A 13,278-nucleotide genomic window follows, 5' to 3' on the forward strand; every position below is an offset into this window, starting at 1 on the left:
TATGAATAACCTTTCTCCTGAAAACCTGGTGCCGAAGAAAGCCGCAGCAGATAGCGCTCGTTCAACATCAACGCGTCCGTTAAAAGCGCCTTTTCGCCTGTCACCGGAGGTGCGTGCATTTATCCGTAATCCCGCGGGGATGGCTGGTCTGCTGCTGCTGATTACGGTATTTCTGATGGCGACATTCGCGCCGTTACTGTATCCCGGCGATCCGCTGGATATGGTCGCCCAGCCTTTCTTGTGGCCGGGTGAAAATCCTGATTTCCCATTGGGAACCGATTCGATGGGCCGAGATGTTGCTGCTGGCATCGTCCATGGTTCACAGGTTTCCTTGCAAATCGGTTTCTCGGCCGTGATGGTCAGCCTGTTAATTGGCACCGTCGTCGGTGCGCTGGCGGGCTATTTTGGCGGTCGGGTGGATGACCTGCTGGTTCACATCACCGAGCTATTCCAGACCTTCCCGACCTTTTTGCTGGTCGTGGTATTGGTCGCCATCGGTTCCCCTTCGGTTACGCTGATTTCTCTGGCCATCGGTATCGCCGCTTGGCCGACGATTGCACGTCTGGTGCGGGCTGAGTTTCGCTCGCTGCGTGAAAGCGATTTTGTGTTAGCCGCACGCAGTCAGGGATTTTCCAGCCTGCGCATCATCTTTCAGGAAATGCTGCCGAACGCGCTGCCGTCGATCATCGTCACCACGTCAGTCATGGTCGCCTCGGCCATTTTGATTGAATCCGCTTTATCTTTCTTAGGGTTTGGCGATCCGAACCGCGTGAGCTGGGGCAGCATGATCGGTGCTGGCCGAGAATCGCTGCGTACCGCTTGGTTTCTTACTGCCCTACCCGGCACCGCGCTGGTCTTAACCGTACTGTCACTGAATCTGGTGGGTGATGCGCTGAACGATGCCCTGAATCCACGCTTACGAGGGAGAAGCGCATGAAGCCGCTGGTCGATATTCAAGATTTACGCGTCGATTTTCCCGGCCATCAGGCCGTTCGAGGGCTAAACCTGACGATTAACGCCGGAGAAACGCTGGCGCTGGTCGGTGAATCCGGCTGTGGTAAATCCGCAACGGCGCTGTCCCTGATGCGACTGGTCGCCGAACCGGGAAAAATCAGTGGTCGCATTCTGTTTGACGGACACGATCTGCTTACCCTGCCGGATCGCAAGATGCGTCAACTACGTGGCAGCGCGCTGTCGATGATTTTTCAGGAACCGATGACCTCGCTCAATCCGGTGCTCTCTATAGGGCAACAAATTAGTGAAACCCTACGGCTGCATGAAGCGCTAACACCTGCACAGGCAAGGGCTCGCACTATCGAACTGTTAGATCTGGTCAAGATCCCAGAACCGGCCAGACGAGTAGATGACTATCCACATAACCTGTCCGGCGGCCAGCGTCAGCGCGTCATGATTGCCATGGCGGTGGCGTGCCGTCCGCGCTTGCTGATTGCCGATGAACCAACCACCGCGCTGGACGTCACTATTCAGGCACAAATTCTGGCGCTGCTGGATAATTTGCGGCGTGAATTCTCGATGAGCCTGCTGCTGATTACCCACGATCTTGGACTGGTTGCACAGTGGGCCGACCGCGTCGCAGTGATGTATGCCGGGCAAAAGGTAGAAGAAGCACAGGCAGCTGACCTGTTTCAGTCATCCACGCATTACTTTTCCCCCAAACATAACTACACGCGCGGGCTGCTGGCGACATCGCTACATATGGATCAGGACAGGCATTATCGTACGCATCGGCTGGCGGAAATCCATCACGCCCCGACGGACGAAGGCGCCGATTTTACACTGCTGACGCCACCCAGCTTGATTCACCGAGCTACCGACACGGATCAGCAGCCGCTGCTCTCGCTGAAAAATATTCGGACCCGCTATTCAACACCGCAGGGCAAGGTGCTGGCGGTTGACGATGTTTCACTGACTATTTTACCCGGTGAAACGCTCGGTCTGGTGGGGGAATCCGGCTGTGGCAAATCGACCCTGTCCAAAACCATTCTGCGTCTGTTACCACCGTCACACGGGCAGATCGTCTTTGATGGGCAAGACATCACCACGCTAAAAGAATCACGGTTGAAAGCGTTACGTCAGCGGGTACAGATGATCTTTCAGGACCCCTACGCCTCGCTGAACCCACGCCACAGCATTCAGCATATTCTTGAAACACCGCTGATTGTGCACGGCCTTGGCGATCGTCCGCAGCGACAGCAGGCGATCAACACTATCATCGATCGCGTCGGTCTGCCGCAAAGCAGCCTGAATCGCTATCCCCATGAGTTTTCCGGCGGGCAGCGTCAGCGTATCGGCATTGCCCGTGCGCTGGTGGTGCGTCCTTCATTGGTGATTTGCGACGAGCCCGTATCTGCGCTCGATGTCTCTATTCAGGCACAAATTCTCAATCTGCTGGTGGAGTTAAAAAACGAAATGGGTCTGTCGCTGCTGTTTATTTCCCACGACCTTGCAGTGGTGCGTTATATCGCCGACCGGGTCATGGTGATGCAAAACGGGCGCTGCGTGGAAAGCGGCGATCACCACAGCATCTGGCATCAGCCACAGCATCCGTATACCCGCAAACTGATCGATGCCGTCCCCGGCGGCGGGCAGCGCGAAGCGTCTGTGTCCCCACAGCCGATGAGCAGGCAGGCGCATGGATAAGCACAGTGAACGCCAAGTGAGTACCTCGACCTTTATTGACCAAACGGTAATGGAATCGGTCATTCAGGATTTTTTACCTGAGCTGGTTGCGATTCGTCACCATATTCATCAACACCCAGAAATCGGCTTCGAAGAATTTGCTACCGCGCGGTTGGTGGCAGAAAAACTGACCGCATGGGGGCTTGCTGTCACTACAGGCATCGGCGGTACGGGCGTGGTCGCGACCTTACGCGGCCGTTATCCCGGTGAAGATAGCATCGGCCTGCGGGCAGATATGGATGCGCTGTATATCAGTGAAAAAACAGGTCTGCCGTATGCCTCGGTGCATGCTGGAAAAATGCACGCCTGTGGACATGATGGACACACCACCATGCTACTGGGTGCCGCACGCTATTTGTCTCTACACCCCGATTTCGCAGGTACCGTGCACTTTATTTTCCAACCGGCAGAAGAAGGATTAGGCGGCGGGCTTGCAATGTTAAATGATGGCCTGCTGACCGCGTTCCCCTGCAATCGACTGTTTGGCCTGCATAACAAGCCCGGTATCGAGGTCGGTAAGTTCGCGATTCGCAGCGGCCCGATGCTGGCAGCCAGCGACACCTGGCAGGTCACGTTTCACGGCACAGGCGGACACGGCGGTTCAGGCGTCCACCTTTCTATCGACCCAACGCTGCCTGCCGCACAATTTATGCTGGGACTGCAAACGATCGTCAGCCGCAACGTCCCTGCGATGGAGGCGGCAGTGCTCAGCATCGGCCATGTTCAGGGCGGCGATATCCATGCCCCGAACGTTATCCCCGATAGCGTCATCCTTAAAGGAACCGGACGGAGCTACTCGCCGAGCGTTCGCGATCTACTGGAAAAACGCCTGCGAGAACTGGCGCACAGCACCGCACAGGGTTTTGGTGCCACGGCCGACGTGCACTACGAACGGCAATATCCCACGCTAGTTAACGATACACACGCCACGCAGCTCGCCGTTAATGCTGCCGCGCAGGTGGTTGGACTCGAACAGGTGGAAACCGCCATGACGCCGCTGCTGGGCGCAGAAGATTTTGCCTACATGCTGGAGCAGCGCCCCGGTGCCTTCATGATGCTGGGAAACAGCAACAAAGGTGCGGCCAACGTGCATCACCTACACACTCCACACTACGACTTTAATGATGCGCTGATCCCATTAGGTATCCGCTATTGGGCAACCTTGGTTTATCAAGAACTGGTTTATCAAGAGCTAGGGTTATCAAGACAGGGTATAGGCAAGAACGACAGCGCATTACCCCACGATCTAAACATAACAACGCATGGCGGCTGCGCACCCGACGTCGAGCGAGAGTCAAAAGGATGAATCATGGTGGAGTTATTGAAAACCAAAGCGCAAAGCAAAGAAAAAGAAGCGGACATCAAACAGCGCATCCTGCGTGAAGCCATCACGATCTTCGCCTGCAAAGGGAGTGAACTGACGACTATTCGTGAAATCACCGAAGCCACTAACGTAAACGTGGCATCGGTGAATTATTACTTTGGTTCGAAAGAAGGATTGCTGCGTGCCGTGCTGGACCATGTTCTCGGCCCGCTAAATGACGAAAGAACGCGACTGCTGGATGAGGTAGAGAAAACCAATCAGGGTGATGATCTTCCCGTTGCCGCGCTGCTGGATGCGCTACTGCGCCCGCTGGTTAAAACAGCACGCACACCCGATGGGGGTCGCATCGTCGTGCGCCTATTACAGCACCTGCGCGCGACGCCGGGTCTGGAAGTCACCGCCCTGCTTTCGGCGCAGTTCGATCAGGTCGCCCACCGTTTTATTGATGCCTTTACGCGTGCGTTGCCCGCGTTGTCGCGCGCAGAGGTGATCTGGCGCTATGAATTTGCCCGCGGAGCCGCCATGCACGTGCTAACTGATGCCGATCCGCGTTCTGGCCGTCTGGCGCTGCTCTCTAAAGGGCTATGTGACAACCGCGATGACGACCGCGTGCTGTCGCACTTATTACGTTTTGTCGAGGCCGGCTTTACCGCCGAACCGCTGACTGAGGCCTCTTAACTCCGCACTGATAGCGAGTCATCGTTCTGATCTTTATTTATCCGTAGTACGCATAAACCGACAGGAAACAGATATGAGCAGAGAAAAAATTGAAGGGTCTTTTGTTGCCCTCATCACGCCTTTTAATGACGATGGTAGTGTAGATTTCGGCGCATTTGAGGCGCTATTAAAATTCCAGGAAGACAACGGTACGGCTGCCGTTTTGATTATGGGCTCAACCGGGGAAGTTTCTATGCTGTCCCCAGACGAGAGAAAAGCGATCATCCACCGTACCGCACAATACAGCAGCAGCAAAATGAAGCTGTTCTACGGTTGCACCGGTAACAATACCGACACCACCATTGACTATGTTCGCTATGCGCATGACAACGGTGCAGATGGTGCCATTATCGCCGCACCCGCTTATATCTGTGCCAGCGAGAGCGATATCGAAAGCTACTTTCTGGAAATTGCAGACGCGACCGATTTGCCATTGGGGATCTATAACAACCCACCACGCGTGAAAACGGATCTGCACTGGACGTCGCTGCTGCGTATTTTCAAACATCCGAACTACGTCATTCATAAAGAATCCACGACTCGCGTAGGTCAGGTCGCACAGGTTCTGGCGGGGAATCCTGATGTTTCAGTGATGTGCTGCGACTCGCCCAACCTGGGTCTGGTGGTGCCAACGATGTCGCTGGGAGGCCATGGGACCGCCAATATGACGGGCAATATTGCACCGGCAGAACTGGCCGAAATTTCTCGTCCGTGGAAAAACGGCGAGGATGCGGAACGCTTCCGTAAGGCCTATCAGCATTTATTGCCTCTGCTGCATTACACCTACTCGGCTATCAATCCAGTGGCAGTGAAATCATTGATGAAGGCGGTAGGTTTACCGGCAGGTAGCCTGCGTCGTCCACTGCGAGGATTACAGGGTGAGGCGTTGGATTCAGGTGTTCGCATCGTGAACGAATTAGGGCTGAGCAGCAAATATGGCTTTAAAAGCTGATTCTCTTCTGGGCATTAGCGTGTAGAACGCGAGGCGTTTATCTCAGAAGTGGCGTCAATAGAGAGCCACTTCTGAGATGTCAAACGAAAGGGATCGCTACTGCGGGTTACTGACTAACAGCGAACCTGAACCGTTCACCATACTGGTTTGCCCGTTCTTCAACACCCAGACCCGACCATAGTGGTTATAGAAACCCGCCGAGTGCCCCGCATCCGGCCCAATGCCCTGATACATATCGAAGTGCTGGCCTTTAATCGCGCCCCCGACATCCAACGCAATCATCAGGCGCATTTCATACTTGCCGGTAAATTTGCCAACGTTATCCAACAGCGGCACTTCCATTAACAACGCCGTGCCTGCCGGAATCAGCGAGCGATCGGACGCGACGGAAGCCTTCGCCACCAGCGGCACAGCGCTTGCTCCTTTCACAGGTGCAGACATCATCGGTTTAAAGAACACAAAAGACGGGTTCTGCTCAAACAGCTCACGCACTTCATATTCGGAATGCTGCTCTGCCCATTTGCGAATGGCCTGCATAGACATCTCTTCACGTGGCACTTCTCCACGATCGATAAGCACCTTACCAATACTGCGGTAGGCATGACCGTTTTTGCCTGCATAGCCAAAGAACGTCAACGGGCGTCCATCGCCAAAATCAATATAAGCGCTGCCCTGCACTTCCATCATGAAGTTATCAACCAGCGAATTAGTCCACGCGAGAACCAGTCGCACATCCAGCGCACCGGAATAAATTCCGGCACGATCAGGCAGGCGGCGATTATTTTTACCCTTTGATGGCATGGCATATAAAGGATGGCGAAATTCTCCCTGACGGGTGTGGCGCGCCTGCAATACTGGCGTGTAGTAACCGGTGAACTGCACGTTACCAAAATTATCAACGCCTTCCATCTGCCAGGCGTTCAGACCAAATTTACTCAACTCGCGAGTATCCGCCCCTGACATCATCCAGTTTTCGATCGCCTGAAAGATGGTGTTGTTGCGCGCATAAAGATTCGGTGACGCCGACCGAATTTCCGCAACCTGGGTCATGAAATCCCGCGCGTTGACAGGTTTCCCTTTGGCATTCGGCTCATTCACCAATTCCAAAGGCTGGTTGAGGTGACCATCTTTATATTGCTGCCCGCGATCGGTTGGCCTGGATTGGCACCCCGCCAGAATGGCAATGACCACTGCGGTCAGCACATATCTTCCCCACCGTCCCTTCATCTTTTGCGCTCGCTTTTTACATCAAAAATTTACCGTCGAACGATAACAAACGCCTATCGAGAAAGGAATGGGATAGCGCATAAATCAATAAGGTAAGGAAAGAGGTTCGGCATACGGCATCGCAAAAAGCTATTTTCTGTAAATCGCTCAGTACGCTCACAAAACGACCCATCAGGCGGTAAATCAATCACCTAATAGCCAAATGCAGCGCTTTTTACAGAAATAGGTTGCATCAATGTTCATGGAGAGTATAGTGCGCATCCACGGACGCGGGGTGGAGCAGCCTGGTAGCTCGTCGGGCTCATAACCCGAAGGTCGTCGGTTCAAATCCGGCCCCCGCAACCAATTGATGTGAGTCGTCCATCAAAAATAGTGAAGATAAGTCAGTACGGACGCGGGGTGGAGCAGCCTGGTAGCTCGTCGGGCTCATAACCCGAAGGTCGTCGGTTCGAATCCGGCCCCCGCAACCAATTGATGTGAGTCGTCCATCAAAGCAGTGAAGATTAGTTATGACGGACGCGGGGTGGAGCAGCCTGGTAGCTCGTCGGGCTCATAACCCGAAGGTCGTCGGTTCAAATCCGGCCCCCGCAACCAACTAAGACTACATCTAATTAAGAACCAAGCGACAAAGCACCTTAACAGGTGCTTTTTTGTTTTATAAGCCAGATTTTTCTACCTATTTTACTTCAGCACACAACGTTCAGAGAAAATGTGTCTGAACCGCGCCGCCAACGCGCGGTCATTACGTAACAGTTACGATCCCACCATACCGACTACCGTTCAGCCTGGCTGGCAAAATAGGCTTTAATTCCTGAAAAAATGGATTCGGCGATCTGCTGCTGAAAATGGCTGGTGCGCAGCTTGCGTTCCTCTTCCAAATTACTGATAAATGCCGTCTCAACCAGAACAGAAGGGATATCCGGGGCTTTAAGTACTGCAAACCCGGCCTGATCGACGCTATTTTTATGCAGACGATTCACCTTGCCCAGTCGAGTCAGGATCTCTTTACCAAACTTCAGGCTGTCGCCAATCGTCACGGTCTGCACCAGATCGAACATGGTGTGATCTAAATAGCGATCGCCACTCATGCTTACCCCACCGATCAAATCCGATTCATTCTGGGTCTCCGCAAGAAATCTGGCAGCAGTGCTGGTTGCCCCTTTCTTCGAGAGTGCAAAAACCGACGAGCCTCTTGCCGATCGATTGGTAAAGGCATCCGCATGAATCGAAATAAACAGATCGGCACGTTGCTTACGCGCTTTTGCCACACGCACACGTAGCGGAATGAACACATCTTCATTGCGCGTCATATACGCTTTCATGTTGGATTCATTATCGATCAACTTGCGCAGGCGACGGGCAATTTGCAACACGATGTCTTTCTCGCGCGTTTTATTCTTGCCAATCGCGCCGGGATCTTCACCACCGTGACCGGGATCGAGCATAATAATCAGCGGGCGATCCCGCCCCGCTTTCCCGGCTTTCGGCGCTTCTGCTGGCAGCGTGCGCTCCAGTTCGCCTTTGTTATAATCCTCTAACAACGCCAGCAGCGGATCTTCTTCGTTGTCATAGCGCCCTGCCGCAGGATACAAATCCAATACCAGACGGTGCTTAAATTCGGCCACCGGTCCCAGCGTAAAGACTTTAGCCGTCGCCTGCTGCTTGAGCTCCAGCACCAAACGCACCGTACTTTTATCAAACTGGCCGATGCGTGCCTCTTTAATCAGCGGATCGTTATCCTGCTGAAACTGGCTGGCTATCTCCTTCAGTACGCTGTTTAGATGAACATTCTCGATATCCACCACGATGCGTTCAGGATTACTCAAACTAAACTGTTTATATTTCAGCAGGTGGTTGGATTCTAACGTGACGCGGGTGTAGGCGGAGGATGGCCAGACGCGTACGGCGATGACCTGTGTGGTCGCAGCCATTCCTACACCGCTTACGCTTAACAGCCAGGTGGCTGCTGCGCTTTGTAATAGACGCCGCCGAGTCAGATGATGATTCGAATGAGACATGCCACTCCGATCTTATTGCTGTGCGCTATCCTGCATTATCGTGGTGCCACAGTGCTGGATATGCCATCAAAAAATGAATAAAGGTAAAAATTGTCAAAAACTTTAACGAATCAGCTCCGCCCTGTCATGCAAAAATCCTATTCATGCCTTATAACAGGCGGATATCATAAATTTGAAGCATTAACCTCGCTTTTTTGATTAATACTTCCTCTTGCGTTTTATGTCATAAAGAATAAAAATACAGAAATTACGAATAAAAATGCAAAGAGGGCTCGCAGTGAAGGAACGGAGTACAGAACTGGTTCAGGGCTTCCGCCATTCAGTTCCCTATATCAACGCCCACCGTGGCAAAACGTTTGTCATCATGTTAGGTGGCGAAGCCATTGAACATGCCAACTTCTCTAGCATCGTAAATGATATCGGGCTGCTACACAGCCTGGGAATCAAGCTGGTGGTGGTTTATGGCGCTCGCCCCCAGATCGATGCCAACCTGACAACGCACCACTACGAGCCTCACTACCATAAAAATACCCGTATCACCGACAGCGCCACGCTGGAGCTGGTCAAACAGGCGGCGGGTATGCTGCAACTGGATATCACCGCTCGGCTGTCGATGAGCCTGAACAACACGCCGCTGCAAGGTGCCCACATTAATGTCGTCAGCGGTAATTTTATTATCGCGCAGCCGCTTGGCGTTGATGACGGCGTGGACTATTGCCACAGCGGCCGCATTCGCCGCATTGATGAAGAAGCCGTTCACCGCCAGTTGAATAGCGGCGCGATTGTGCTGCTCGGGCCGGTTGCGGTTTCCGTCACGGGTGAAAGTTTCAATTTAACCTCAGAAGAGGTCGCGACCCAGTTAGCGATTAAGCTGAAAGCAGAGAAGATGATCGGCTTCTGCTCATCACAGGGTGTCACTAACGAAGAAGGCAGCATCATTTCTGAACTGTTCCCGGATGATGCGCAGCAGCGTATTGATGCACTGGAACAGTCTGGCGATTACCACTCGGGGACGGTCAGATTTCTACGCGGCGCAGTCAAAGCCTGTCGGAGCGGCGTGCGGCGCAGCCACCTGATCAGCTATCAGGACGACGGAGCCCTGTTGCAAGAGCTGTTCTCACGCGATGGCATCGGCACACAGATCGTGATGGAAAGCGCCGAGCAGGTTCGCCGTGCGACCATCAATGACATTGGCGGCATTCTGGAACTGATCCGCCCACTGGAAGAACAAGGCATTCTGGTCAGACGCTCGCGCGAGCAGTTAGAAATGGAGATCGACAAATTCACCGTCGTCGCACGCGATAATCTGACCATCGCCTGCGCTGCACTTTACCCGTTCCCGGAAGAAAGCATCGGTGAAATGGCCTGCGTCGCGGTTCACCCGGACTACCGCAGTTCATCACGTGGCGATATGCTGTTACAACGCGTTGCCACTCAGGCACGTCAGCAGGGCCTGCAAAAGCTGTTCGTACTGACGACACACAGCATTCACTGGTTCCAAGAACGCGGGTTCTTGCCCGCCGAAGTAGAAATGCTGCCGAAGAAAAAACAAGCGCTGTACAACTACCAGCGGCGCTCGAAGATTCTGGTGCTGGATCTCTGAACGACTTCATTCGATAACGCTTCTCGTGGCCGACCGTAAAATCGGCCACGATCGTTTATCAATTTATGGCTGCTTGCCAAATTCACAGCTCAGCGTCGTCCACTTCCTTGCCTGCTCACTCAGCGTGAACCCTAGCCCCAGACGATCGGAGACCCACATGCGCCCATCGCGCAACTCTAGCTGCTCGTTGAAGAGTGGATTCAGCCACTCGAAATGTTCCAGCCAGGGTTCAATCGGGTAGGCCGCCGCCAGATGCAAATGCACTTCCATCGCAAAATGCGGTGCCAGCTTACGACCGTGTTTCGCTGCCAAATCCATAATTTTCAGGAAAGGAGAAATCCCACCTACTCGCGGCGCATCCGGCTGCACAAAGTCACTGGCGTTACCGAGAATCAGCTGTTCATGCTCGCGGAAACTGGTCAACATCTCGCCCGTGGCAATCGGCGTATCCAGCGCGGCCGTCAGCGCCGCATGACCTTCCACATCGTAGGCATCCAGCGGCTCCTCAATCCAGACCAGATTAAAGGCCTCCATCTTTCTCCCCATCCGAATCGCCGTTTCGCGATCCCACTGCTGATTGGCATCCACCATCAGCGGGAAATCCTCTCCCAACGCTTCTCGCACTGCCGTGAGACGACGGATATCCTCAGCCGTATTCGGCTGCCCGACCTTCAGTTTGATCCCACCGATACCGCTTTCACGGGAGATCACGACATTTTTTAATACCTGATCCAATGGCGTATGCAGGAAACCGCCGGAGGTGTTGTAACACTGCACGGAATCACGGTGTGAGCCGAGCAGCTTAGACAGAGGCAGGCCCGCACGCTTGGCTTTCATGTCCCACAGCGCGATATCGAGCGGAGAAATCGCCTGTACTGCCATTCCGCTGCGGCCAACCGATGCCCCTGCCCACAGCAGTTTGGTATAGATTTTATCGATATCGTTTGGATCTTCGCCCAGCAGATTATCGGCAATCTCTTTCGCATGAGCATAAATGCCCTGTCCACCCGCCCGCTTGGAGTAGCTGAACCCCACCCCTTCAAACCCATCACGACTGCGGATTTCCGCAAAAATAATGGCGACTTCGGTCAGCGGTTTCTGCCTTCCGGTTAGTACTTTCGCATCGCTGACTGGCGTTGCCAGCGGCAAAAACGCCAGAGAGAGTTTTACCCACTCGATTCGATCGCCCGACTCGGCAGCCGTTCTGACGTTCATGACTTTTGCATAGCTAACCGCCGCTGAATTTGCACTGATGGTCATATCTCACCTCGTAAAATGATTGCGCTAACATTCATAAACAGAAGGAAGATAGCGATAAACGAAGAAAAAACATGCCATTTAGATCACATAATAATCATTTCCACGGTAAATCCGTGCATCGAGAGACAAAATTAATGATTGCGCAATCACCACAAAAAGTAAGAGGATACAGCGGAAATACAGCCTGGCCAGCTCTGGCGCCAGCCCGAAAAAGCGAGACAATTCGGCAGGTTGTCAGAAACACAGGCGACTGGAAAACAGATATGTCATCAACGATAATCCCAAAACATGTGAATGTGCGCGCAGCCTCAGAAGGGAACCCGTGATTGAAACGCGATAAGAATGCCAACATTACGCCACCGCGCGCGCCCACGCTGGAAGATGTGGCACGCGCCGCGGGCATTTCACCGATGACTGTCAGCCGCGCGCTGAACAACCCAAAAATTGTTCGTGCAGAAACGGTGAACAAGGTGATGGAAGCGGTCCGCGCCACGGGCTACATCCCCAATATGTTAGCGGGCGGGCTTGCTTCTCGGCGTAGCAAGCTCATTGCCGTCGTGGTGCCGCAAATCAATAACAACATGTTTGTTGATACCGTTCAGGCGATCAGTGATGAGCTGGCCACGCGCGGTTACCACATGCTGCTGTGTGTCGCTGGCTATACTAATGCGTCCGAGGCGGATCTTGTAACCACTTTGCTTTCTCGTCGCCCAGACGGCATCGTCCTCACCGGTATTCACCACACCCCCGAACTCAAACGCCTCCTCCTCAACGCCGCAATCCCCGTTGTCGAAATCTGGGATCTCACCCCAACACCGCTCGATATGCTGGTCGGCTTTTCCCATGAAAACATCGGGAACGCCATCGGAGACTATTTGCTCGGCAAAGGACATCTACGCTTCGGCCTTATCTGGACCGAAGACGCCCGTGCCGGATTGCGTAAAAAAGGCATCTATGACGTGATACAAAAACAGCCGGGAAGCGATGTGCGTGAAGCCATTGCCCCATGGCCTGCCACACTGGCGCTAGGGCGACAAGGGCTGAGCGATCTACTCGCCGATGGAGAGGATTTTGATGCCATTATTTGCAGTTCCGATACGCTGGCGCAGGGGGCGATGATCGAAGCTGTATCCCGAGGGTTCACGGTGCCGAAGACGCTGGCAGTCATGGGATTTGGCGATCTTGATTTCGCCGCACACAACACGCCGAGTATAACCACGGTCAGGATCGACCGCTGGAAAATCGGTACCGATGCAGCAGCAATGTTAGCGGAAAAGATTGAGGGGAAAGACGTGCGAGCCCCCATCATCGATATCGGTTTTTCACTGATTGAGCGGGAATCCGCCTGACGTTCTATTCATTTGACGCTCTATTCATTTGACGTTCTATCCACCTGACGCTCTATCCGCCACACGTCAAACTGCATGTACGTTGGCTGCCTTTATCGACTCGGCCCGCCGTGGGCCTCGTCAGTCTG

General features: G+C 53.6%; 10 protein-coding genes and 3 tRNA genes. 10 read left to right on the forward strand and 3 right to left on the reverse strand.

Annotated features, from left to right (window positions below; translation table 11 throughout):
* Nucleotide 1: 1 nt before the first annotated feature.
* The 5 genes from A6301_RS11810 (at nucleotide 2) to A6301_RS11830 (ending at nucleotide 5,693) form a co-directional block, all read left to right on the forward strand.
* Nucleotides 2-937: an ABC transporter permease gene (locus tag A6301_RS11810; RefSeq protein ID WP_107171146.1), complete on the forward strand. Its 936-nt coding sequence runs from the start codon at nucleotides 2-4 to the stop codon at nucleotides 935-937.
* Nucleotides 934-2,661, forward strand: coding sequence for an ABC transporter ATP-binding protein (locus A6301_RS11815; protein WP_234257832.1), 1,728 nt, complete (start codon nucleotides 934-936; stop codon nucleotides 2,659-2,661). The genes A6301_RS11810 and A6301_RS11815 overlap by 4 nt, the downstream gene beginning before the upstream one ends.
* Nucleotides 2,654-4,006 (forward strand): M20 aminoacylase family protein, encoded by a 1,353-nt coding sequence (locus tag A6301_RS11820; protein ID WP_234257833.1) that lies wholly within the window; start codon nucleotides 2,654-2,656, stop codon nucleotides 4,004-4,006. The genes A6301_RS11815 and A6301_RS11820 overlap by 8 nt, the downstream gene beginning before the upstream one ends.
* Before the next feature lie 3 nt (nucleotides 4,007-4,009).
* Complete coding sequence (locus A6301_RS11825) at nucleotides 4,010-4,702, forward strand: TetR family transcriptional regulator (RefSeq protein ID WP_234257834.1); 693 nt, start codon at nucleotides 4,010-4,012, stop codon at nucleotides 4,700-4,702.
* A gap of 73 nt (nucleotides 4,703-4,775) precedes the next feature.
* Nucleotides 4,776-5,693, forward strand: a complete 918-nt coding sequence (locus A6301_RS11830) for a 4-hydroxy-tetrahydrodipicolinate synthase (RefSeq protein WP_107171150.1) — start codon at nucleotides 4,776-4,778, stop codon at nucleotides 5,691-5,693.
* Between the two features lie 96 nt (nucleotides 5,694-5,789).
* Here A6301_RS11830 and mltA read toward each other — a convergent pair whose 3' ends face one another.
* Nucleotides 5,790-6,920, reverse strand: coding sequence for a murein transglycosylase A (gene mltA / locus A6301_RS11835; RefSeq protein WP_234257835.1), 1,131 nt, complete (start codon nucleotides 6,918-6,920; stop codon nucleotides 5,790-5,792).
* 268 nt (nucleotides 6,921-7,188) lie between these two features.
* On the opposite strand from mltA, the gene A6301_RS11840 reads away from it, so the two are divergent.
* The 3 genes from A6301_RS11840 (at nucleotide 7,189) to A6301_RS11850 (ending at nucleotide 7,514) form a co-directional block, all read left to right on the forward strand.
* A tRNA-Met gene (locus A6301_RS11840) sits at nucleotides 7,189-7,265 on the forward strand.
* 48 nt (nucleotides 7,266-7,313) lie between these two features.
* Nucleotides 7,314-7,390 (forward strand) — tRNA-Met (locus A6301_RS11845).
* A gap of 47 nt (nucleotides 7,391-7,437) precedes the next feature.
* Nucleotides 7,438-7,514 (forward strand) — tRNA-Met (locus A6301_RS11850).
* A 179-nt stretch (nucleotides 7,515-7,693) separates the two neighbouring features.
* Here A6301_RS11850 and amiC read toward each other — a convergent pair.
* Nucleotides 7,694-8,938 (reverse strand): N-acetylmuramoyl-L-alanine amidase AmiC, encoded by a 1,245-nt coding sequence (gene amiC / locus A6301_RS11855; protein WP_107168116.1) that lies wholly within the window; start codon nucleotides 8,936-8,938, stop codon nucleotides 7,694-7,696.
* A 259-nt stretch (nucleotides 8,939-9,197) separates the two neighbouring features.
* Between amiC and argA the strand changes: the two genes are divergently transcribed.
* The gene (gene argA / locus A6301_RS11860; RefSeq protein ID WP_168444496.1) at nucleotides 9,198-10,541 is read left to right on the forward strand and encodes an amino-acid N-acetyltransferase; all 1,344 of its coding nucleotides are present in this window, start codon (nucleotides 9,198-9,200) and stop codon (nucleotides 10,539-10,541) included.
* 63 nt (nucleotides 10,542-10,604) lie between these two features.
* Here argA and A6301_RS11865 read toward each other — a convergent pair whose 3' ends face one another.
* On the reverse strand, nucleotides 10,605-11,801 hold the full coding sequence (locus tag A6301_RS11865; RefSeq protein WP_234257836.1) for a mandelate racemase/muconate lactonizing enzyme family protein: 1,197 nt from the start codon (nucleotides 11,799-11,801) through the stop codon (nucleotides 10,605-10,607).
* 326 nt (nucleotides 11,802-12,127) lie between these two features.
* On the opposite strand from A6301_RS11865, the gene A6301_RS11870 reads away from it, so the two are divergent.
* A complete protein-coding gene (locus tag A6301_RS11870) occupies nucleotides 12,128-13,150 on the forward strand; it encodes a LacI family DNA-binding transcriptional regulator (protein ID WP_234257837.1) in 1,023 nt (340 codons plus the stop codon).
* Nucleotides 13,151-13,278 lie beyond the last annotated feature (128 nt).

The sequence above is a fragment of the Pectobacterium sp. IFB5596 genome, from assembly GCF_021432585.1.
Lineage (GTDB): Bacteria > Pseudomonadota > Gammaproteobacteria > Enterobacterales > Enterobacteriaceae > Pectobacterium > Pectobacterium punjabense.

Excerpts from the sequence above, each read along its gene's own strand:
- A6301_RS11830 (WP_107171150.1), top strand. The coding sequence starts at position 4,776 with ATGAGCAGAGAAAAAATTGAAGGGTCTTTTGTTGCCCTCATCACGCCT.
- A6301_RS11820 (WP_234257833.1), top strand. The coding sequence starts at position 2,654 with ATGGATAAGCACAGTGAACGCCAAGTGAGTACCTCGACCTTTATTGAC.
- A6301_RS11810 (WP_107171146.1), top strand. The coding sequence starts at position 2 with ATGAATAACCTTTCTCCTGAAAACCTGGTGCCGAAGAAAGCCGCAGCA.
- amiC (WP_107168116.1), bottom strand. The coding sequence starts at position 8,938 with ATGTCTCATTCGAATCATCATCTGACTCGGCGGCGTCTATTACAAAGC.
- A6301_RS11825 (WP_234257834.1), top strand. The coding sequence starts at position 4,010 with ATGGTGGAGTTATTGAAAACCAAAGCGCAAAGCAAAGAAAAAGAAGCG.
- mltA (WP_234257835.1), bottom strand. The coding sequence starts at position 6,920 with ATGAAGGGACGGTGGGGAAGATATGTGCTGACCGCAGTGGTCATTGCC.
- A6301_RS11865 (WP_234257836.1), bottom strand. The coding sequence starts at position 11,801 with ATGACCATCAGTGCAAATTCAGCGGCGGTTAGCTATGCAAAAGTCATG.
- A6301_RS11815 (WP_234257832.1), top strand. The coding sequence starts at position 934 with ATGAAGCCGCTGGTCGATATTCAAGATTTACGCGTCGATTTTCCCGGC.
- argA (WP_168444496.1), top strand. The coding sequence starts at position 9,198 with ATGCAAAGAGGGCTCGCAGTGAAGGAACGGAGTACAGAACTGGTTCAG.